General features: G+C 60.9%; 17 protein-coding genes, 2 tRNA genes and 1 pseudogene. 9 read left to right on the forward strand and 11 right to left on the reverse strand.

Features of this window, described 5'->3' with window-relative positions; all coding sequences use genetic code 11:
- The first annotated feature begins 65 nt into the window (after positions 1 to 65).
- From ACQY7R_RS04540 to ACQY7R_RS04550, 3 genes are read left to right on the forward strand one after another with little or no spacing between them, the layout of a single operon-like run.
- Entirely contained in the window at positions 66 to 728 is a 663-nt protein-coding gene (locus ACQY7R_RS04540; RefSeq protein WP_428304409.1) for a hypothetical protein, read from the forward strand.
- A complete protein-coding gene (locus ACQY7R_RS04545) occupies positions 709 to 2,100 on the forward strand; it encodes an AAA family ATPase (RefSeq protein ID WP_428304410.1) in 1,392 nt (463 codons plus the stop codon). The genes ACQY7R_RS04540 and ACQY7R_RS04545 overlap by 20 nt, the downstream gene beginning before the upstream one ends.
- Positions 2,097 to 2,519 (forward strand): hypothetical protein, encoded by a 423-nt coding sequence (locus ACQY7R_RS04550; RefSeq protein ID WP_428304411.1) that lies wholly within the window; start codon positions 2,097 to 2,099, stop codon positions 2,517 to 2,519. The genes ACQY7R_RS04545 and ACQY7R_RS04550 overlap by 4 nt, the downstream gene beginning before the upstream one ends.
- Positions 2,520 to 2,749: 230 nt before the next feature.
- Here the strand turns inward: ACQY7R_RS04550 and ACQY7R_RS04555 are convergent, their stop codons facing one another.
- The gene (locus ACQY7R_RS04555; RefSeq protein ID WP_428304412.1) at positions 2,750 to 2,929 is read right to left on the reverse strand and encodes a hypothetical protein; all 180 of its coding nucleotides are present in this window, start codon (positions 2,927 to 2,929) and stop codon (positions 2,750 to 2,752) included.
- Positions 2,930 to 3,293: 364 nt separating this feature from the next.
- Between ACQY7R_RS04555 and ACQY7R_RS04560 the strand changes: the two genes are divergently transcribed.
- Entirely contained in the window at positions 3,294 to 3,473 is a 180-nt protein-coding gene (locus ACQY7R_RS04560) for a helix-turn-helix domain-containing protein (RefSeq protein ID WP_428304413.1), read from the forward strand.
- 18 nt (positions 3,474 to 3,491) lie between these two features.
- Positions 3,492 to 4,055: pseudogene (locus ACQY7R_RS04565) on the forward strand (phage integrase SAM-like domain-containing protein); the annotation flags it as partial.
- 713 nt (positions 4,056 to 4,768) lie between these two features.
- On the opposite strand, the gene ACQY7R_RS04570 reads toward ACQY7R_RS04565, so the two are convergent.
- Positions 4,769 to 4,841, reverse strand: a tRNA-Lys gene (locus ACQY7R_RS04570).
- A gap of 99 nt (positions 4,842 to 4,940) precedes the next feature.
- Positions 4,941 to 5,022 (reverse strand) — tRNA-Leu (locus ACQY7R_RS04575).
- Between the two features lie 164 nt (positions 5,023 to 5,186).
- Here ACQY7R_RS04575 and ACQY7R_RS04580 point away from each other — a divergent pair.
- Positions 5,187 to 5,513, forward strand: a complete 327-nt coding sequence (locus ACQY7R_RS04580; protein ID WP_428304414.1) for a DUF971 domain-containing protein — start codon at positions 5,187 to 5,189, stop codon at positions 5,511 to 5,513.
- 57 nt (positions 5,514 to 5,570) lie between these two features.
- Here ACQY7R_RS04580 and ACQY7R_RS04585 read toward each other — a convergent pair whose 3' ends face one another.
- From ACQY7R_RS04585 to ACQY7R_RS04605, 5 genes are all read right to left on the reverse strand, one after another.
- On the reverse strand, positions 5,571 to 7,187 hold the full coding sequence (locus ACQY7R_RS04585) for a M20/M25/M40 family metallo-hydrolase (protein ID WP_428304415.1): 1,617 nt from the start codon (positions 7,185 to 7,187) through the stop codon (positions 5,571 to 5,573).
- Positions 7,188 to 7,276: 89 nt separating this feature from the next.
- Positions 7,277 to 8,677 (reverse strand): tRNA modification GTPase, encoded by a 1,401-nt coding sequence (locus ACQY7R_RS04590; RefSeq protein WP_428304416.1) that lies wholly within the window; start codon positions 8,675 to 8,677, stop codon positions 7,277 to 7,279.
- A 24-nt stretch (positions 8,678 to 8,701) separates the two neighbouring features.
- Positions 8,702 to 11,038, reverse strand: a complete 2,337-nt coding sequence (locus ACQY7R_RS04595) for a YidC/Oxa1 family insertase periplasmic-domain containing protein (RefSeq protein WP_428304417.1) — start codon at positions 11,036 to 11,038, stop codon at positions 8,702 to 8,704.
- Positions 11,039 to 11,196: 158 nt separating this feature from the next.
- Positions 11,197 to 11,949 (reverse strand): metallophosphoesterase family protein, encoded by a 753-nt coding sequence (locus tag ACQY7R_RS04600; RefSeq protein ID WP_152098682.1) that lies wholly within the window; start codon positions 11,947 to 11,949, stop codon positions 11,197 to 11,199.
- Between the two features lie 372 nt (positions 11,950 to 12,321).
- Complete coding sequence (locus tag ACQY7R_RS04605) at positions 12,322 to 12,876, reverse strand: DUF1579 domain-containing protein (protein WP_428304418.1); 555 nt, start codon at positions 12,874 to 12,876, stop codon at positions 12,322 to 12,324.
- 174 nt (positions 12,877 to 13,050) lie between these two features.
- Here ACQY7R_RS04605 and tsaB point away from each other — a divergent pair, with 174 nt between their 5' ends.
- The gene (gene tsaB / locus ACQY7R_RS04610) at positions 13,051 to 13,752 is read left to right on the forward strand and encodes a tRNA (adenosine(37)-N6)-threonylcarbamoyltransferase complex dimerization subunit type 1 TsaB (protein ID WP_428304419.1); all 702 of its coding nucleotides are present in this window, start codon (positions 13,051 to 13,053) and stop codon (positions 13,750 to 13,752) included.
- A 114-nt stretch (positions 13,753 to 13,866) separates the two neighbouring features.
- Here tsaB and hemL read toward each other — a convergent pair whose 3' ends face one another.
- The gene (gene hemL / locus ACQY7R_RS04615; RefSeq protein ID WP_428304420.1) at positions 13,867 to 15,165 is read right to left on the reverse strand and encodes a glutamate-1-semialdehyde 2,1-aminomutase; all 1,299 of its coding nucleotides are present in this window, start codon (positions 15,163 to 15,165) and stop codon (positions 13,867 to 13,869) included.
- A 48-nt stretch (positions 15,166 to 15,213) separates the two neighbouring features.
- Positions 15,214 to 17,082 (reverse strand): serine/threonine-protein kinase, encoded by a 1,869-nt coding sequence (locus tag ACQY7R_RS04620; protein WP_428304421.1) that lies wholly within the window; start codon positions 17,080 to 17,082, stop codon positions 15,214 to 15,216.
- A 227-nt stretch (positions 17,083 to 17,309) separates the two neighbouring features.
- Here ACQY7R_RS04620 and ACQY7R_RS04625 point away from each other — a divergent pair, with 227 nt between their 5' ends.
- Both ACQY7R_RS04625 and ACQY7R_RS04630 read left to right on the forward strand, forming a co-directional pair.
- Entirely contained in the window at positions 17,310 to 18,884 is a 1,575-nt protein-coding gene (locus tag ACQY7R_RS04625) for a hypothetical protein (protein ID WP_428304422.1), read from the forward strand.
- A gap of 320 nt (positions 18,885 to 19,204) precedes the next feature.
- On the forward strand, positions 19,205 to 19,882 hold the full coding sequence (locus ACQY7R_RS04630) for a PEP-CTERM sorting domain-containing protein (protein ID WP_428304423.1): 678 nt from the start codon (positions 19,205 to 19,207) through the stop codon (positions 19,880 to 19,882).
- 178 nt (positions 19,883 to 20,060) lie between these two features.
- On the opposite strand, the gene ACQY7R_RS04635 is transcribed toward ACQY7R_RS04630, so the two are convergent.
- Positions 20,061 to 21,350 carry a hypothetical protein gene (locus ACQY7R_RS04635; RefSeq protein ID WP_428304424.1) on the reverse strand — a complete coding sequence of 430 codons (1,290 nt, stop codon included), beginning with the start codon at positions 21,348 to 21,350 and terminating at the stop codon, positions 20,061 to 20,063.
- Positions 21,351 to 21,474 lie beyond the last annotated feature (124 nt).

The raw sequence follows: 21,474 nt of genomic DNA on the forward strand, positions 1-21,474 counted from the left end.
CACTAATGCGGCCATCGGGCACTCTGCCTCGTGTCCTTTCATTTCATTCCTTATTGGGGAGCTTCATGCACACGCGTTACTACATTGACAATCTTTACACACCCGACGAGTTGCTTGCCCTCGTCTTATTGGATGGAGGAAAAAGTTACGGCAAGCAAAGCGTCGGCTTCTACCGTGACCGCGAGGAATTCTTTAAGGACGTCGTTTACTTCAACGGGCGTGGCAACCTCTACATCAACCTGCAACGCTTGCACCCCGACCTCTTTGGCCGCGCGGCTGATCGTGTCAAGCCGTACTCGGCCACTCGCTTCACGAATGATGAAGTCATCTGGCGACCACGGCTCTGCGTCGACATCGACCCGGTGCGACTTAGCGGCATCAACTCGACCGATACTGAGCTTGAATCCGCAATTGAGCTTGGATCGAAAGTTTACGACTACTTGATCGTCGAGTGCGACGTGAACGTTGTCGCGGTTCATTCCGGTAACGGCGTGCAGCTCGTATTTCCGATTGACGAGCCGACGGACTCGCCACTTGTCAGCCAGTTCCTCAAGCACCTCGACAATAAGTTCAGCACGTCGCACGCGAAGATCGACACGTCGCTATCCGATGCCGCCCGCATCGTCCGATTACCAGGGACACTGAACTGCAAAGGTGATGATATTCCCGAACGTCCGCGACGGTTGTCGCATATTTTGGAGATGCGAAGTGCCGCTCAGCCTTGCTAATCTTCCCCTTGACATGCCGGCGTCGCCGATCATCGCTCGCTCCGAATCCAATGCTTTCGATGGAGACTTGTGCTCGGCACTGATGAGTCTGCCATCGAAGTTCTACGACGATCGAGGAGAGTGGATCAAAATCGCGATCGCGTTGAAGCAAGCTGGCGAGGAGAATTTCGATCTGTTCTACAAGTTCAGTGCTCAAAGTACCAAGTGCAAAGGTGTCGACGATTGCCGTCTGACATGGGAGTCTCTGCAGCCCAATGGCTTGCAAACGATCGCGTCGATTTACTTCCACGCCCGTCAACTCGGATGGGTAGGCAGCAGCCATACCACACCATCGCTTGCTGCAGCGATGGTGCGTTATCCGACCAGCACGATGAAGGAGCTTTTGAGCTCGGATTTTACGGAAGAGTACATCGTCGAGGACGTACTCATCAAAGGCATGCCATGCATTTTCGGCGGCGCCGCTAAGTCAGTTAAAACCGGACAGCTAATGGACTTAGCTTACGGCTTGTCGACGGGGCGCCGGTTCCTCGGCAAGTTCGCTTGCACGCGATCGCGTGTAATGGTTCTCACAGGCGAATCAGGTGGCGCTGCGTTGCAACGACGCGTGAAAACGCTGGCCGACAAAGCTGGTGGTTTGAACGCCGACGACGACTACTTCTTCATCTCCGAATCTCTCCCTAAATTTAAGAGTGACGATGACCTTGGGCTGCTAGACGTACTGTTCCGACATCACCAGATCGAGGTGGTCATCATCGACCCATTGTACATGTGCATGGGCGGAAGCGAGGCCAGCAATATCCAGTCGCAAGGCGAACTGCTCTGGGCAATCAGCGATCTGTGCCGCAAAGCAGGTGTGACGCTTGTCGTCGCGCACCACGTGACTAAGTCCGCCGCCAGAAAAACCAACCACGTCCTTACACTAGAGGACCTAACTCAAGCTGGGTTCGATGCGTGGGCACGTCAATGGTGGCTGGTCTCGCGTCGCGAACCGTTTGAGCTTGGAAGTGGCATTCACAAGTTCCTCGTCGCCGCAGGCAACTGTTCCTCGCATTCGGCTGAGTGGTCGATCGACATTGACGAAGGTACGAAGGACGCGCCGAACTGGACGGTCTCGGTTAGCACCGCCTTCGAGTCGAGGAGTGTAGATCATCTACGCGAAGCGGAAACCGTCTTAGCGAGTGACATTCTCAAGGTGAAGGCGGTGCTCAACGAGCGTGGAAAGTTATCTAAGTCGGATTTGCGGAACAAAGCTGGTATCAGTGCAGCACGGTTTAAGAACACGTTTCCAGTGTTGATCGAACGCGGCGTAATCGCTGAAGTCGCTGGAAAGAAAGTCAATTCCCCTCATTATCAACTCAAGGAACTGAAATGAAACAAGCAAAGAATTGCGAGTTCTTCGTGAATGAAATTAGTGAAGAAAACCTCGGTGCCGTTATGGAGCGTTGTCCCAACCTTGGCGCGTTCGGCTTTGGTAGCTTTGGACAGTATCATCCCGAGTTTCCGGGTAATGCCACTAAAGAGTTGAAGCAAGATCGGGGGGAGCTGCTGCGAGGTTTTGCTCAGTTTCAAACTGCGTGCGAATGGTTGGCGAAGATTGAGAAGTCACGTTCGACCAATCAGACCTGCAGCAGTTATGCGCTGAAACATCGGGTGGAACGTTTCTACGCACCTTTTTACTGCTGTAATGGTGCATTCATCGCAGCCGCGATCCATATGGGATTCAAGTGGGTCGAAGATGGGCCAAACGCGTGCTTCAACATGAAGCAAGCTTCTCTTGACCGCTTGCTGTAAGAGAACAACCCATCCTCGTTTAGAGATGCTCCTCTCGGAGTTGACTCGCTGACGTGTTGTCGACGGACTAGCCTATTTCGACAAAGTGTGTGGTGCGGAGAAAATGTATGTCTGAATTTAGTGAGAGTGTGCGAGATATTGAGGGGCTCACAAGCTTCGAGTTGGGCAAGGTGCCTAAATGGTTAGCCGATCGTTTAAGCGAGACCTTCACTGGCCACCAGTAGAACTGCTCAGATGCGGACCTCGTCAATGTTCATCTCGGACGCGAGTGGCTTGGCGATTGGGGAGCGGCGGCGATCAACGGCGACGAGGTGTTCATGTTTGAGTACCATTCCGACGACGCCTGGGCACTGTTTGAACCGGCGGAACTCGCGGAAATGCTGTACTGCGGATTGAACTTCGTTGAGCACGGCCACTGCTCAGTAGGAGTGGCTGCGTTCTTTTCTGAAGAACGCGTACTGACTAGGCGTCGTAGGACTGCAAAGGCATAATTTACGACCGCTGCTTCGAAAGCATCAGTGTGAAGCAGGTCGAGGCGATTTATCCACATGTCTAAGGTTGTATCGCGTCCACTCTGACGCATTCAAAGTCATCAGCTTTCGCTGCCTTGAGCTACATCTCACACTCGCTACTTGGCGCCGCTTTGACAGCACGTCAAAATGGCGCCCCTTCGAACGGGGTGTGATAAACCCGACCACAGGGAAACATCAACAATTTTGCCGACGACACGGCGTGGTGATATTGCCCGCAGCAAGTCGTCACTTCGCAGGACACATGGAAGAGAAACTTCTTTATACCGAACCGCAAGCGGCCAAGCTGCTTAACTTGTCTACTAAAACTTTGTCGCGACTTCGCAAAGCCGGCAAACTTCAATTCGTCCGCATCGGTGATGCAATTCGTTACGAACTCGATGCGCTAACTGCTTTGATTCAAGGCTGCAGAACGCCCGCCTAATACTTACTTGGAGAGAGAATGGCATCAATTGTATCTGGAAAGAATGGTCTTCGTCGTATTGATTATTTCAATGCGTCTCGCGAGCGTAAGTCACTATATCTCGGAAAGATTCCTAAGAAGCAAGCGGAGACAATACTGTCTCACGTTGAAACCATCGTCACATCCCAATCCGCCAAGGTGTCGCCGCCAATTGAAACGTCGATTTGGCTCGGCGGCGTCGGTGGCAAGCTCCATGCCAAGCTTGTGAAGCACGGGCTAGCGGCGGAACGCCAAGTAACGGCGGAACATAAGGACGAAGATAAGCGGCACGATGACGAACTGGGGCAATTTCTAAAGGACTATATCGAGAAGCGAACTGACGTTGGTGTAGGCACGAAGAAGGTTTACGGTCACACGCAGCGAAATCTTACGGCCTACTTTGGTGCGTCCCGGAAACTTAAAAGCATTACTTCTGCCGATGCCGACGATTTCCGCCTGTGGCTGGCGGATAACGAACACCTAGCCGAAGCTACGCTACGGAAGCGATGTAGCGTTGCACGGCAATTCTTTCGGCGTGCAAAGAAAGCGAAGCTGATCGATGAGAATCCGTTTGGCGAAATGAAGAATATCTCTGTGGGCTCGTCGCCTGAGGAGCGAATGTATTTCTTGTCTGCTGAGGACACGGAGAAGGTTTTCGCGGCGATCCCCTCAAAGCAGATCAATCTCCGCACGATCTTCGCTCTTACACGCTGGGGCGGAATGCGTTGCCCCTCCGAACCTGCCGCATTGAAATGGGGCCATGTCGATTGGGTGAAGGGGAGGATGACGGTACTCTCGCCCAAAACTGGGAAACGAGAAACCCCGATCTTTCCAGAACTCCGGCCCTTCCTTGCTGCTGCCTTCCGCCACGCTGAATCCCTTGGTCTGGCTCGTGCCGGCGATCTAGTTATTACACGGGGGGATGGGGCTACCAATTGGCGTTCAGGCCTTGAAGATGCCATCCGCGGAGCTGGAATGGAACCTTGGCCGAAGCTTTTTCAGAATCTTCGCTCAACGCGTGAGACTGAGCTTATGAAGCAATTCCCAATTGCCACCGCGTGCAAGTGGTTGGGCAACAGTGCGAAAGTCGCTCTCGCACACTACAACCAGGTGACTGACGCCGACTTTGAAGCCGCCCTAGGACGCCCCGCAAAAGCACAGCAGAATCCACAGCAGACAGCGTCCGCCAAGCAAGGACCGACGCGGACTGGCAAGGACACCAACCCGCAAAAGTGCCCCGAAAACGCAAAACCCCCGGTGAAACCGGGGGCGTGCAATGAGCCTGTCGGGACTCGAACCCGAGACCTACGGATTAAAAGTCCGTTGCTCTACCGACTGAGCTACAGGCTCGCACGGATTGTTGGAAGCGTACGTTCGGCAGGACGAAAAATGCTCTCGGCCTACGAACGTACGCTTCCCAACAATTCCGCACAAAAAATTTCCGCGGAGTAGGGACGACAGGAATCGAACCTGCACGGGTTGCCCCACTGGAACCTAAATCCAGCGCGTCTGCCAATTCCGCCACGTCCCCGCAGAATGCTGGCCCGGCTAGCCGGGCGGCAAGCCCTCAGTATAGCCGGCGCCGGCGGGTTGCGGCTAGGCGTGAAGTGCCGGCTAAAATGGCTTCGCAGTGACGCGATTCTGAACGTAACGGCATCGCTACCCCTTCCATTTATCGCCACTCCGACGTTCGCTATGCCCGCCTTTCCTGCCCCCCGTGATCTCCAGGCGCTCCGCAGCGAGAGCGTCTTGCGCGTTGTCTGGCCAGACCGCGAAGATCGTCTCGCATTTCGCTTCGCGCGGGGCGAATGTCAGTGCGCGCAGTGCGTCAATGAGTGGACCGGAGCGAGGATTCTCGATCCCGCGACCATCTCCCTCGATATCACGGTCGATCAGATGGAACTCGTCGGAGCCTACGCCGTGCGGATCCATTGGTCAGATGGACACCAATCAGGGCTCTACACATGGGAGCGTTTGCGAAAGTTAGGCGAGCAGGCCGCCAGCGGCGACGCTGCGCCGTGAGGTTTCTTGCAATCTTGCGACACGCGGAAAAGCGCTCCGAGCAATCGATCCAGTGGCCTACAGCGACGAATCAACCGGCTCGGCCGCCGGTAATCGCAGGTCCACTTCGACCGGGCGAACTCGACCGGCTGTTTCAACCTGCAGCGTGATCGACTCGGCGCCCGAATCGAGCAATTCCCGCACGCGCTTCAAAAGAGCGTCGTGATCGGCGAACGGTTCGCCCTCGACGCTGTAGATCCGATCTTGCACGGCGATTTTCGCGCGCGACGCAGGCGAATACGGAACAACGCGCGTCACCATCACCGCCCCGGTGAGCGCCGAATCAGGGCGCCACGATAATCCGAGCGCCGTCGGCTCGCCGGTGAGCTTCACGTCGACTGTTTGCGCCGGCTCTTCTTCGCGCTCGACTTCGAGCGTGATCGATTCTTTCGCGCGAAGCACGGCTGCCGGCAAGTACTCTTCGACTGGCAGCGATGCGCCGTCGACCGTCGTCAGCACATCGCCGATGCGGATGCCGGCAACGTCGGCGGCCGAACCAGGCGTCACCTCGGTGACGCGCATCTTTCCGCCTCGAGGCTTCTCCAACTCCGCTGATTCGTCCGGCAGCCACGCCCAACGTAAACCAAGCCGCGGCTGAGGCGGAGCAAGCGGCGATTCTCGCTGCGAACGCATCGACGCGACCTCCCCCCGAGACGCCGCACGGAACTCAGGCAAAGTCTCCTCATCGGCCAGCCGGCAAATCACGTCGAGCATATATGCCGCCGTGTGATTGATGCCGACAATGTTCAATTTTTCGATGTCATCGCTTGGGCGATGATAATCGCCGTGCAAGCCGGTGTGAATCAGCAGCGACGGAATCCCATCGACGTAAAACGGCCAGTGGTCGCTGTTTTCCTTGTACTCCCACGTAAAGTCGAGCCGTAGATCTTCGGGAAGCTTCGCTGAGCTAAACAAACGCCGCAGTCCGTCGGCGGTGCGCGTGCCGGCGATTTCGAGCCGACCGTTCGTGAGGCGGCCGACCATGTCGGCGTTGATCGCGAGCTTCACCCCCTCGCGCGGCACCGTCGGCTGCCGCACCCAGTGCCGCGAGCCGAGTAGATTGATCTCCTCGCCGTCCCAGAACGCGAAGACGATCGAACGACGCGGCTGCCACCCCGAACGATGGAGAGCGTCGATGATCTCGAGCAGCGCCGCAACGCCGCTTGCATTGTCGTCGGCGCCGTTGTGGATAAATCCAATCGGGCCGTTGCTGTTCTGGCGGTTGCCGTAGCCGACGTGATCGTAATGAGCGCCGACGACAATGAACTCGTTGCGGAGCTTCGGATCGGTTCCGCGCAGGATGCCGATGATGTTCTGATAACCAGGGCTGAATCGCTGAATGTACGTGCCGTTGTCACCGCCCGGTTCAAGCCCCGCATCCTTCAGCTGCTTTTCGAGATATTTCGCGGCCGCGATGGCACCGCGTGAGCCGGCCGCGCGGCCTTCGAGCGTGTCGTCGGCGAGCAAGCCGGCATGTTCAAGAATCTCAGCATCAGTAATCGTCGCGATGGCGGATTCGATTGTCGCGCTCCCCTCGCCGGCAGTTGCCCGAGCATTTATCAGGCAAGACGTTGCCCACACGCAGCATGATGCAGCAACAAACTGAACTGAGGGACGGTCCAACAACAGCTTCATAGAATGCGTCCGCGGGGCGAAAGCATAAGGGTGGGGAGATTGTGCAGCGAGCCGCGATGATTATGCCGCGCAGGCGTCGCTTCTCGCAATCACTTTCCGATGCAGAACTGACTGAAGACGCGATCGAGCACGTCGTCAGTGCAGATGGCGCCGACTATTTCGCCTAAAGCGTCTAGAGCATGGCGAATCTCCGCCGCCAGTAGTTCGTCGCCGCCGCTCATCACGAGGTCGTGGGCGACGGCGAGCGACGCCGCAGCACGACGCAAGCTGCCCGCGCAGCGCGTGGCGGTCGTTGCCGCGAGACCTGGCGCCTCGCCATCGCGGGCCAACAGCGCCACTTTTGAGGCGATGGCAGCCGCCAGTTCGTCGAGCCCCGCGCCAGTCGTGCTGCTGCAGTGAATCGTGATGCCGCCCACACCAGCGGCTAAAACGGTCTTCCCGCTGAGGTCGCACTTCGTAAGAACGCCGATCTCGTAGCCGGCGAAATCACGGAGAATCTCTCCGCTCGCCCCATCGATGCAGCGAAGCCGCACGTCCGCCGTTCGCTGTTGCGAGCTGGTCGCGCGCTGCGATTCGCCCCCGATGCCAGTTTGGAGTTCATGCTCAATGCCGGCCGTGTCGATCAGTTCCACGTCAACGCCACTTAACCTCGCGCAGCCGATGACATAGTCGCGCGTTGCTCCTGGCATTGGCGACACAATCGAACTCACCGTATCCTTTGTTCCGCCGAAGCGGGCGATCAGCGCATTGAATAAGCTGCTCTTCCCGGCATTGGGCAAACCAAGCAACACCACTCGCGGCAACTCGCGCCGGCGATCGCGTTCGCCAAGCTGCGCCTGCGTCGCCGATAAGACCTGTTGTGCCGCCGCGATTCGCGCGGCCAACTCACCACGACCGATAAACTCGATGTCCTCTTCGACGAAATCGAGCCCAGCCTCAAGCTCCGCGAGCAGCGAGAGCAAATCTTCGCGAATTTGATGAAGCGGCCGCGACATGCCGCCCGCGACTTGATCGAGCGCGGCGTCAAGATCGGCCCGTCCCTCGGCGTCGATGACGCCCAGCACGCCCTCGGCCTGCATCAAATCGATCCGCCCGGCGACAAACGCCCGCAGCGTGAACTCGCCCGGCTCGGCCGGCCGAACGCCGTGGCGTTCCAGTTCTTCGAGCACCGCAGCTAAGAGCGGCGGCGAGCCGACCGTGTGGAACTCGACCGCCGGCTGCCGCGTGTAGCTCTGCTGGTTCGGCCACACGAGCAAGCAACCTGGAACCAAGCAAGCAGCGCCGCCGTGCGACGACGGCACGCTGATCGATCCTGAAATTCGCTGAGCCCGGTGAAGAGATTGCAGCGGCAAGGCCATCTCACCTGCAGCGACAAAACACCGCGCGAGTCGCTCTAGCGTCTCCGGCCCGCTAATGCGAATCACGCCGCGGGCCGCGCCGCCCGCCGCCGAAGCAATCGCCGCTATCGTGTCATTGACGTCGTACGACATGGCCGTCGGCTCGATCGCTGGCGACTACCGCTTCCGCTTCGGATTGCGATTCCGCGAGTCGCCGTTCTTGCCCGGACGCTTCTCGGGGTATTTGCCGCCAGAGCCGCCGTTGCGAGTCGGCGACAAATCGGTCGAAGTTCCCGTGCCTACGACAGGCGTCGCGGGAGGCGGAATCATCTTCTTCTCCGCGATGCCCCACAGGCTCGACGCAATGAAGTAGAGACACAAGCCGCTCGGCACCTTGTAGAACATGAGTCCCATGAACACCATCATGTACTTCATTATCTTTTGCTGCATCGCCGCTTGCTCGTTCGCCGGCTCCGGCATGAACAGCTTTTGTTGCAACAGGAAGAGCGCCACGGTAACAAGCGGCAGCACGTTGAGATACGGGCCAAGCGCGAACATCCCCTGCCCGCTCGTGACCGCATCTGGCATGAACCACGACCAATCGTAAAGCATGTCAGGCGCGGCAAGGTTCGAACACCAGCGGATCGAATCGCCGAACAGCGGAGCCTGCCGCAGCTCCACGTCGACCGCCAAACCGCGGTACAGGCCGAGGAAAATCGGCAGCTGGATCAGCGCTGGCAAACAGCCGGCCAGCGGATTGACGCTATGCTTGCGATACAAATCCTGCATCGCCGCGGCTTGCTTCTGCTGATCGCCCTTATAGCGCTCCTTGATGCGATCCATTTCCGGCTTAAGCGCCTGCATCTTCGCCATGCTCTTCGCTTGGCCGCGGCTTACCGGAAACATGCAACCGCGGACAAGCACGGTCAACATGATGATCGCGATGCCGTAGTTGCCGACGATGCCGTAGAAGAAGTGGAGCAATCCAAGCATCGTCTTGGCGACGGCGCCGAACCAGCCGTAGTAGACGAAGTCGCTGAGCGAGTAGTTGGGCTCGTTAGCCGCTTTATACTCGGCGAGAAGGTCTGGCCGCTTCGGACCGGAGAAAACTGTGTAAGAATGGCGAACCGCATCGCCCGGTTCCAAGTTGAACGGCTTCGAAACGAACCGAGTCGACACATTGGCGAATCGACCGTCCGGCTTGGTGGAAGGCGGCGTTCCCGCCACGACGCTGCGTGCCTGAATGACCCAGTCCGATTGCTCGGGCTTTTCGACGTTCGGGATTAACGCGACGCAGAAATATTGAGCATCAACGCCCATGTAGGCGAGGTTCGCGCCCTCCAACGGCTTGGCATCGCCTGCGGCAACCGTCGCGGCCCCGAACTGCGTTGGATCGCCGTTGAAGTAGCGGCCGATCACATCACGGAGGCCGACTCCGCCCCAATTGCGGCCGATCTTCGTCGCATACCACCACCCTTCGATCGGCAAGCCGTTAGGCCCGTCGAGCTGATAGGCGAAATCTTGCTTCGCTTCGCCGTCGTTGCGCACCGCCACTTCGACAGTGAGATCATATGCCGGTAGCGCCGCGCCATCGGCTTCCTTCTCCGGCGCCTTGCGCAGGCGGTAGGTCTTCGTGACGACGAGTCCCGAACCAGCCAGCTTACGTTCGAAGGAAACTACTTCGCCGTCGCCGCCGGCGGGAGCATCGATGCGGCGCCAGTTCGCGGTTTCGAGGTCAACGCCAGCCAGGGGCTTCGCGTCGGTCGCCTTCTTGTCGCCGAGTTGCGTCAGCGTCATCAGGAACGATGGCGGAGACACGAAATCAAGCGGCGCCGGCTTGCCCGTGCGGAGCGCGACGTTTTCCGATTCGGGGCGAATCAATTCGAGCGGACGTCGCCCGAGCTTTGCGGTGAGCGATTGCCGCTGGCCGTCGCGAAGCACCACAAGCGTCGCCTCCTGCCCAGGGCGAATCGCACCTAGCACTTTCTGGAAATCTTCGAGCGTCGCGATCTTCTCGGGCTTCTCGCCGCCCGCTTCGACGATTCGATCGCCCGTTTTCATACTGGCGACAGCCGCGGGCGAACCGGGAATCACGTTGCCGACGAGCAGGCCCTCGCCATTGCCGACGGTCAGTTCAAGCTGCCCCAAATAGCCGCGGCGGTCGTGCAAGTCTTGGTACCGGGCGCTCGACAGCTCGATCCGGTGAACCGCCGCCCCTTGGTTCGTGAGCGTCACGCCCATGCGATAACCGGTGGCGGGATCAATCGAACCGAGCGTGACGAATTCCAGCGGCTGCGCGGCTTCCGCGTCATCCGCTCCATCGCCGTCGGCGTCTTGGCCCGCGGGTTTATCGCCTGCTGCTTCGTCGGCAGCGACGGCCTCTTCCTTCTCGTCCTCAGCAGCAGCCGCGGCCGCGTCTGGCTTCTTCGCCGGCGGCTTGGGCGGGTTCAGAATCTGCCACACCGCCATGATGCCGAATGACAGCACCAGAAACGTTAAAAATCGGCGTTCCACGTTTTGCGATCCTCGCAGCGATCGGCCACTCCGGGCCCGACCAATGACGTTCGGCGGGGATGCCGAACGAAGCAATGTTCGAAGTGAGAGAAGTCTCCGCTAGACTTCTAGTAATTCAGGCACAATGAGCCTGCATGGCGCGGGCAGACCGGATGCGTCTACCGCCCCTCCTTGATGCGATCGCCCAGGAAGTTATCCAAGTCGGGCGTTCGGTAAATCTTTTCAGCCGTCACGTTACAGTCGTATTCGACGCGATGGAACGTGATCTTGTCGTCTTCTTGAATCACATAGCAAGAACGGGGATCGCCGTCGCGGGGCTGGCCCACTGAACCGACGTTCACCATGAAGCGTTCTTGGCCAATCGGGAAGCGATATTCGACCTGCTCGGGGGTGATGAACTCAAGGCTTTCCAGGAAAACGCCTGGCACGTGCGTGTGGCCTTGGAAGCACCCCTTACTGATTAGCCCGAACAGCTTCTCCATCTTCTTTTGGTTATAGATGTCTTCCGGGAAGACGTATTCGTTCACCGGATTTCGCGGTGAGCCGTGCACGTAGAGGTACGGGTCGTCGCGGTGGATCCGCGGCATGGTGCCGAGGTAATCCCACCGCTCGTCGATACGTCCCCGATCGCCGCTGGCGCCTTCAAGCTGCTCGCGGGTCCAGAAGATCGCCCGCTCCGCGCCGCTGTTGAACCCTTCGGGGTCGAACATCGCCCCCTGATCGTGATTCCCCAGCAAGCCGAGCTTGCAGCGGTCGATCACCAGATCGAGGCACTCGCACGGGTTGGGACCGTAGCCGACGACGTCGCCAAGGCAGAAAATCTCTTCTACCTGCTGATCGCCGATATGCGCAAGCACGGCCCGCAAGGCTTCGAGATTGCCGTGGATGTCGCTGATGATCGCGCGCTTCACCGTCGTGTCGATCCCATAGAGGACAAGCTGCTGTGCGTCGCTCAGGTTCCCCCTCCCTAGAAGGGAGGGGCTAGGGGAGGGATTTAAACCACCCGCAGCTTGCTACATCGATTATCAACAACCGACCAGCCGCTGCGCAGGCAATTTCACCCTAAACCTTGCTAACCCGCCAGTTTAAGTCTCGTCGGTGGGGGGGTCAAGGATCGACCAACGCCCCACTGGGGCCCGTTCTCGCCCGGGAAGCCGCAAAAATAGATCGAGCCGAAAACCTCGCCGCCCGCCGCCGCCTGCATCACAGGCGATTCGGCGGGCCAAGCACTGGTTCTCGGCTCGCTGCGGTCGGTACCCGCGACACAACTGCCAGCGGCGACATTACTTCCGCTTGTAGTCGGCCTTCATGAACTGGACGAGCTTGCCATCCTCGCCCTCGATGGCCGAGGTGTAGACGTAGTGATCCTTGTCCTTGATCTCGATCACTTCCTGGTATTTCGAGGTCTTGCCTGGGGTCAGCATGTTGGGCCCCTCGGTATCCAGCACCAGCTTCTTGCCGTCAGGGGAAACGGTTCCCTCGTAGGTCCACAGCTCGTTTCCGCAGGAGGCGATGAAGGTTCCGACATACTTTTTCTTGGCGGGGTCGTAGCCGATCGTCAGTACGGAGGTCATGATTTGGCCCCCCATATCCCCCTCCGACTTGGCGATCAGCCAGCGGTCGCCGAGCAGCTTCGAGGTTTGCGTCGCTTCGCTCTTCATGGGGGGCTGGTCTGGTCCCATCGAGCACTCCATGGACGCCGTCCAATCACCGGCGAGTTGAGCCAGCCATTCGTGCTCTTTCTGCGGCTTGGGCAGTTCTGGCATCTCCTGCGCGAACGCCCAAGAATCGCTGCCGCAGACTGCAAACGCCGCGAGAATTGCCATCCAGATCTTCATCGTTCGTCCCCCATAAATGCCAAGGAAATCGGGCTCGGCCGCTGCCGTCGCGGGCCCAATGTAACAGGCCAAATGCCAAGTTGGAGGTGGCAGCAAAAGAGACGCCGAACGCAGCCCACGTACCCGCCAAGCCGATTGCAAGCCTCAGCGGCTGGCGGATATCGTAGGTTGATCATGAAAATCCTCGCCCTCGAAACTAGCGGACGGCTCGGCACGGTCGGGCTCCTCGAAGCCAACGATGGCCAGGTCGTCTTTTCCGTCGAGCGAACCACGCCAGCCGAAGAGCGGACCGCGCGCTCGTTGCTGCCGACGGTCCATGAACTGTTGAAAGAGCAAAACTGGCGTCCCAGCGACATCAAACTGGTCGCGGTAACAGCTGGCCCCGGCTCGTTCACCGGCTTGCGGATCGGCGTTGTTGCGGCGAAGACGTTTGCTTACGCCGTTGGTGCTCAGGTGGTCGGCGTTCACACGCTCGCTGCTCTCGCCGCGCCGCTGCTGCCAAACGCATCGCGAGTCTGGACGATCCTCGACGCCCAGCGGCAAGAACTGTTTGCCGCCTGCTTCGCCGCCGGTGCTGCTATTGAAAAGCAACTCGAACCGCCGACCGATATCATCACGATCGACGCGTGGTTGCAGCAACTCCGCAGCGGCGAAGTCGTCACGGGCCCGCTGCTCGAAAAGCTCCAGTCGCAACTTCCCGCCGGAGTCGTTGCCGCGTCCGAGTCGCAGTGGAACCCTTCGGCAGTCGCCGTCGGGCGGCTCGGTTTGCTGAAGGTCGCCAACGGTGGAGCCATCAGCCCGCTAGAACTGGTTCCCGACTACTTCCGCAAAAGCGCCGCCGAAGAAAAAGCCGACGCCGCGAACGCCGTTCAGTAAGACGCGAAGGCGTCGCTTCTTCCTAGCCCCTGGCTCCGCCAGGGGGTCGGCCACCATTCCGAGAGACGCAGCCGCGCGTGATGCTACCCCTGGCGGAGCCAGGGAGTAGAAGAGCTACCGCAGAGTTTCTTCCGCCGCCGCAATCGTCGCATCAACGTCGACCTCCGTGTGCGCCGTCGACACGAACAACGCCTCGAACTGGCTGCACGGCATATACACGCCGCGATCCATCAGCCCCCAGAAGTAACGGGCGAACTGATCGGTGTCGCAATGGCTCGCCTCGCGCCAACCGCGGATCGGGCCGGGGTGAAAGAAGAGCGTCATCATGCTGCCGACGCGGGCGATCGTGTGCGGAATCCCCGCCCGCTCGACGGCATGGTGCATGCCGTTCGCCAATCGCGAAGTGAGTGCATCGAGCCGCTCGTAGGGCGACTCTTCTTTTAACAATCGCAGCGTCGCGGAACCTGCCGCAGTGGCCAGCGGATTGCCGCTCAGCGTTCCCGCCTGAAATACTTTGCCCGCCGGCAAAATGTGATTCATGATCTCGGCCCGCCCGCCGTAGGCGCCGACCGGCAACCCGCCGCCGACGATCTTACCGAGCGTCGTGATATCAGGCTGAATCCCAAACACCGACTGCGCCCCGCCGAACGCGACGCGGAAGCCGGTCATCACCTCATCGCAAACGAGCAGCGCTCCGTGCTTCTGCGTGAGGCGATGGAGCGCGTCGACGAACTCGCGGCTCGGCGCCACGACGCCCATATTGCCGACCACCGGTTCGAGAATGACACCGGCAATCTTGTCGCCGTGAGTTGCGAAGGCCTGCTCCAATTCCGCAACGTCGTTGTATTCAACGACGAGCGTATCCTTCGAAGCCCCTGCCGTAACGCCGGGCGAATTCGGCGCCCCCAGCGTCGCCGCCGAACTCCCGGCAGCGACGAGCAGACTGTCGACGTGCCCATGGTAGTTGCCAGCGAACTTAATGAGCATGTCGCGACCGGTGTAGCCGCGGGCTAGGCGAATCGCGCTCATCGTCGCTTCGGTGCCGGAGCTCACTAGCCGCACCTTCTCGATCGACGCCACCGCATCGATGATTCGCTCGGCAAGCTCGCTCTCCGCTTCCGTCGGAGCACCATAGCTGGTTCCGTGCGCCAGCGCGCGTTCAATTGCCGCGATCACCTCGGGGTGACGATGCCCCAAGATCATTGGCCCCCACGAGCCGATGTAGTCGATGTACCGATTGCCGTCGACGTCGTAGAGGTAAGCGCCGTCAGCGCGATCGATGAAGATCGGCGTGCCGCCCACGGCGCCGAACGCCCGGGCAGGGCTGTTCACGCCGCCTGGCATCAATGTGAGTGCCCGCTCAAACGCCGCTATGCTCCGCGGTCGCGCCACCTTCGAGGGTTGTTCAGCCATGTCGCTTCCTTTGCTGCGGCGCCGCTGCCGTCTGAGAAATTGTCGTCGTTAGTTACTTGCGGCGTTAACCGCCGGCAGCGCCGTCATTCGCTTTCGCGCTTCATCAATCAGTTCCGATGCCCACGCCTGGGCGCCATACAAATCGACTAGCGCCTCGTACATCGCGCGGGCCTGCGCCGGATCCTTCGCTTCCAGCCGCTCTGCCGCCATCAATCGGTTACGCAGCATCGGCATCTGCTCTTTGGCCTGCCGAGCGATCGCGGTGCGGAGCTTCGCCAGCTCTCGCTCAGCCAGCGTGAGGTACTGCCGCATCTCTTCGCTCAGCCCCGCCGCCGCAGACCCGCTGGTCGGGTAGAGAGTCAGCGTATCTTGCAAAATCGCCGCCGCCCGTTCGGGATTGGTTTCGCGGAGCGCGTTCGCTTCGCTGAACAGCTCGGCAATCGGGTGAGCATCCCCCTGCCCGCTTCGCCGGCTCTGGAACCGCAACTTCCGCTCCATTCGCTGCAGTTCCAGTTCGTCGGCATACGGCTGCAAATCGGCCACGCGCGAGTCGTTCGGGAAGCGCGCAAGAAACTCGTCGATCCGCTTCTCGATTGGCTTCAGATCATCGTCGCCATTGTCGTCGACATAGGTCTCGATCGACTCGTAGAGCGCATCAGCGGTCGCGGGCCGCGTCATCCACCAGCCCAACATGATGAGCGCCGCCAAAGCGCCGAGAATCCCTGCCGCCTGCCCCATGAGCGGCCAAAGCTGCGACGGCTCTTCGCGGCGCAGACGTTCCGCCTCTTCATCGACGGTCGTGAACCGGCTCGTCTTCGGTGGCGTCACCGTCTTGGGCCCGGTCGGCGCCGAGATCGACGGCGCGAGCGGCGAACCAGAATGAACCGGCTGCTCCAGCTCCAGTTGCCCCTCATCGGCAAGCGTCGGCGCATTGTAAACGCCGCTGTCGGTCGTGTCGCGCGGTACGAGCAGCATGTCTTCGGGCGCGAGCGTCGCGTCGGCGTTGAACACCGCGGTCGCGTCGAGCCGAGTATCGCTCAGCGTTTGATTGACCTTCCCACCATTGGCAGCCGGCGGCGCCTGCGGCTTCGGCGGCCGCGAAAGCGCCCGTTGCATCGCTTCCATATGCCGGCCAAGCACTTGCACATTCGGAAAACGCTCGCTCGGCTCTTTGCTGAGGAGTTGCCGGATCAAGCGATCCAGATCTTCGGGCGTCTGCGGCGCGAAGCGACGCACCGGCTCGGGCTCAGCGAAACGTTGCAGTTGCAACATCTCGGGCATTGTCTTGGCACGGAAGGGCGGCCGCCCCGCGAGCAATGCAAACATCACGCAACCGAGCGAATACTGGTCGCACTTCTCGGTGATCGGCCGGCCATCAGCTTGCTCCGGCGACATGTAGTCGGCAGTGCCAAGCACGCCGCCTGCGGTCGTCAGCTGCGTCGAACCAAACAACCGCGCGATCCCGAAGTCGGCGATCTTCACCTTTCCGTCAGGCGTGAGCAGCAAGTTCGCCGGCTTAATGTCGCGATGCACGACGCCATGGTCGTGGGCATGCTTCAGCGCCCGGCAAATTTGCACCGCGATGCCGAGCGTCTCGTTCCAATCGAACCGCCGGCCCGCGTTGATTTCTTGCTCGAGGCTCGGCCCGTCGACCAGTTCCATCGAGTAGAAGAGGATCCCCTCGTGCTCGCCGTAGCCGAGCAGCCGCACGATTCCTTCGTGCTGCAGCTTTTTGAGCGACTCGATCTCCGCTTCAAAACGCTCGCGAAACCCTTCGGCCATCGCTAGCTGCGGGGCGAGTGCTTTCACCGCCACCCGCTGCCCGCTCTTCTCGTCGACCGCCTCGTAGACCGAGCCCATCCCCCCTTTGCCGATCTTGCGGCCGATTCGATAGGGACCGAGTTGTTCAATCTGCATGATGACGCCTCGCCTCGGCCCTGGCGCAGCAAGCGATGCGCAGAAAAGGGACTTTCCCCCATCTTAACGTTGGCCTGGGCGACCAGCTAGCAAGGCCCTCTGTCGGCGCCCGGCCCTTCCGATCTTGAGCCCAATTCTCCATTTTCCTATAAGCCTCAGCGCAACCGCTTATGACAGCTGGCAACGTTCCTCCTGGAACGCGCCACGCCATTGCCACGGAGCACGCCATGCTTCTCTCGATGCGTCCGAAACCGACCAACCTCCTTTCACTCGGACTCGCGAGCCTCGTGGCGATCGTCGCGGCGTGCGCACGACCAGCGCTGGCTGCCGATGGCTTTCCGTACATTGCCTACGTGACGCAGAACGACACTTACGTCCGCAGCGGACCGGGCGGCGATTTCTACCCGACGAGCCAATTAAAAACCGGCTACGCCGTGGAGGTTTATCGCCACGACGGCGACGGCTGGTGCGCGATTCGCCCCGTTGAAGGAAGCTTCAGCCTAGCCCCGGCCCATCAACTCCGTATTCTCGACAGCCGCACCGCGGAGATCATTGCGCCGCACGTTCCTGCCCGCGTCGGCACATCGCTCACCGACGACCGTAGCGCCGTGCAGGTGAATCTTGAACAGCGTGAAATGGTGCAGTTGATCGAACAGCCCTCGCCTGGACAGCCATGGGTGAAGATCGCGCCTCCAGCGGGCGAGTTCCGCTGGATCGCCGCCCGCCGGCTCGCGAAGTCGCCTCCCATCGAGGGGGCCGCGTCGAGCGGAAACGCCGCGTGGCGATCGACCGGGGACGCCGCCAATGTTCAGGCAGCGCAGTACACCGAAACCGAGGCCGCCACAGGCTCGAATCCCTTCGCTCACCTCGATGCGGCGCTCGGCAACAACGGCGCCGCATCGCCGCTACCCGCAAACCCGGCGTGGCACCCGAATGCTGTCGGCGCTTCAGCGCCACCGGCGAGCGCTGCCGCCCTCGCGAAATCGGCCGATACCATGAACGTCGTTCCCGGCTCGCCTGCTGCGGCTCAATTCCCCGCCGCAGCTCCCGTTGCCCCGGGATTGATCGCCGATAACTCACAGCAGGCGTTCGCAACCAAGCAGCCTCGTATCCGATTTGAAGGCATCTCGGCGCCAACGGGTCCGTTCGATTCGCGCGTCGTTGAGATGCAGCTCCGCCTGTCGCAGATCGTCGTTCAGCCCCCCACCACATGGCAGCTTGGCGGACTGCGCGAAGAAGCGGCCACGCTGCTGGCTCAAGGCAATTCGCCGGAGCTACGCGATCAACTGCGCGACCTGCTCGATCGCATCGCCACGTTTGAAAATGTTCAGGCTCGCTACCGCAACGCGGGCCTGACGGCAACTCCCAGCGCCCTAGCCGCCGGCTCGCCGCTGATGCCGACGACTGGCGCCGCGGCTGCTCAAACGACTCAGGGCATGACGGGCCAGTCGAGTGAAGTGCTCGCTCGCATCCGCAGCGACCTCGGCGCCGATAGCTCGATCACGCCCACTCCCGGCGCCGCTCCAGCAGCGACGGAACTCGCCGCTACGGACGCCAAGTACGACGCCGTCGGCACGCTCAAGCCAGTCGTCTCGAAGCGGGCCCAAGCCCCGCGATTCGCGCTCGTCGACGACCATGGCGACGTGGTCACCTTCGTTACCGCATCGCCCGACGTGAACCTGCAGTCGTACGTCGGCAAGCGGATCGGCGTCCTCGGCAACCGCGGCTTCATGCCCGAGTATCGCCGAGCCCACGTCACCGCTAGCCGCATCACCCCCCTCGAAGAGCGAATGATTCGCTAAGCCCCTCCTCCCCTCCTTCCGCCGCCGCTCGCCCGATTCGCGTTCCCTCCCCCCAACCGACAAAACCGGAAAAAATAGTTGACATCGCAGTCCTCTCGGCTGCATAATGGCGATGCAAACTGTTTCGTAACTGTTTCTCAACTTCAGCCGACGGCTTGAAGCTCGAAGCAGCACCAGTTCTTGTCACTCCCTTTTCGTTCGGCGGCATTCTCACCGGCGCATCCAATGCGCTGACTACCTAGCAGCACGCGACGCCGTGGCGCGCGCTGCCCTGCCACCCTCCTCATGGTTCCGCGGCGCCAACTCTGGAGAAACGACTCATGAAACGAATGTTGGCAGCGTCACTCATCGCGTGCGTCGCGATCAGCGTCGCGCAGTGCACGCGGGCCGCGACCGTCACGGTCGATCCCAGCGCCAGCTGGAACGGCTACATGAACGTCTCTGAATTGCCCGCGAACGGCGGCGCGTACGTCTTCGGCAGCGGTTGGGCGCCCGCAGACCTTGTGGCTACCTTTGCCGGCCCGGTGCTCACGCTCAAGCCGAACTCCGTGAATGACCCCGCGACCTTCTGGTACCAAGGGGGCGGCGGGCCCGGCGCTCCAGGCAACAAGATCATGGCCGCCAGCATGTACGTCGAACAGACGGGCACGCTCTCCGGCCAGAGCGTCACGTTCGTCGGCAAGGTCCTTAGTAACACGTTCACCAGCGCCCACTCGACGGTCGCCTTCATCAAGGACTTCGCTCCCAACTACTCGTCGAACGTCGCAGCCACCGTTACGCTGTCGGCGACTGGCGACTTCAGCGTCACGCTGAACACCATCAACGACCCGACGCGCCACATCCAGTTCGGCTTCGAGACCACCGGCGTAAACGTCTGGTCGACCGACGTAGCGCCGTTCGGCAATATTCAGATCGTCGGCGTCCCCGAACCGGCAACGCTGGGGATCGCTGCGCTCGGTATGGTGGGCATCGTCGCCGCCCGCCGACGCCGCGGCTAAACAAGCGGTCAGCTTTCTCTTGAACGCAACGCAGCGGGCGGCGCCAATCACCGATTGGCGTCGCCCGTTTTTCTAGTCCCGGGCTCCGCCCGGGGGTAGGCAACCATTCCGTTAGACGTCGCCCTTCGTGACGCTACCCCCGGGCGGAGCCCGGGGGTAGGGATGTTGGAGCATCTCGTTAGCGTTTCCGCAGCAACTCCGACGCGAACGCCGACACCCGCGGATCCGCATCTTCAACTGCTCGCTCGCGGGCAAGTTCCATCAGCTGTGGATCGCCCGCCGTGGCGAGCATCGTCAGCGCCTGGATCCGAATTTTCGGTTCGGCGTCGTTAACGAAATTCCGCAGCAAGCGCCTTGCCTCAACCGGCGGCAGCTGTGCGGCGCGCTCCAGGCTAGCGAGCCGTTCGTCGGGCGGCAGCGTGTTGATCTGCTTCGTCAGCTCAGCCACCGCATCGCGTCCGCGGGGGCCAAGTGCACTCAACCCTTGGTCGCTAGCGCCCGATTGCGAATCGAGTTTCACCACATGGGCATCAGCCGCGGGCGCTGCCGGCGGCTGCGTCCGCAGTCGTCGCGATTGCAACCGCGTCTCTTGCGGCGACGGCACGTCGATCACCGGCCCCATCGGAGTAACGCGCACCGGTTGATCGCTTCCCCGCGAGGCGCCGGCATGTTCGTCGGCGAATCGTAAGGCCGATCGCAACGTATTGCCGAGCTGCTCTTTAAAGTTGAACGAAGATCCCGACGAAGTCACCGGCCCCAGCACGCTCAAATCGCCCTTCGGGCCGTCGTTGGCAGGAGCCTGCTGATCGCCGTTTGATTTCGCCGGCGCACTCGCTTGCGGGCGAACTGCTGCGGCCAATGGCTTAGCCGGCGGGGTCGACGGCGCCAGCGGCTCGGCCACAGCCACGATCGGCACCGGCCGCGCTTCGCGCGGTTGCAATGGCCGGCTCAACACAAGATCGCAGTTCGCCAGAATCTCCCACGAATCAGCCGGAGCGAATTGATCGCTGTGGGTCACCAACCGCTCGGCCAAGCCGTTCGCCCAGCGCTGCGTTTCAGGACCGAACTCCGCCGCATGCCGCTCCAGCGCCGCGGAGAGCGCTGTCGTGCGCTCAGCGAACTGCCGAACGTCGCCCGACTCGGTCGCTTCAAGTTCCCACGTCTGCAGCAGCTGATTCACCGCGCCACGAGCCGCGATTGCCACATCGCGGCGCTGCAGCGATGCGAGACGCACGAGCGGTTCAACGCCGGCGTCGTCGAGCAGCGTCAGCTCGGCAACAACCGCCCGCGATGGCCTTGCCTCGGCGGCGACGATCCGCGCGGCCAGTTGCTCCGCAAAGTTCGCCTGCCGACGCCGCGCCACTTCGTACCACACCCCGCAAGCGATCGCCGTCATCCACCCCACTGCTATCGCCGCGATCACCCACCGGGTGACACGTTGGCGCCAAGTTATGGATTGAGTTTCCATCGCGATCGTCCAACATGCCGTGCGGCGGCGGAAATAGGCTCGTCGCTGCCGTTACGGCCCGCAGAGTCCGGAAAGAGCGGGCGGATTGTCAACAAACCCCGCCGAAGCAACAAGATCAGACTGG

Source organism: Lacipirellula sp. (assembly GCF_965279485.1).
Lineage (GTDB): Bacteria > Planctomycetota > Planctomycetia > Pirellulales > Lacipirellulaceae > Lacipirellula.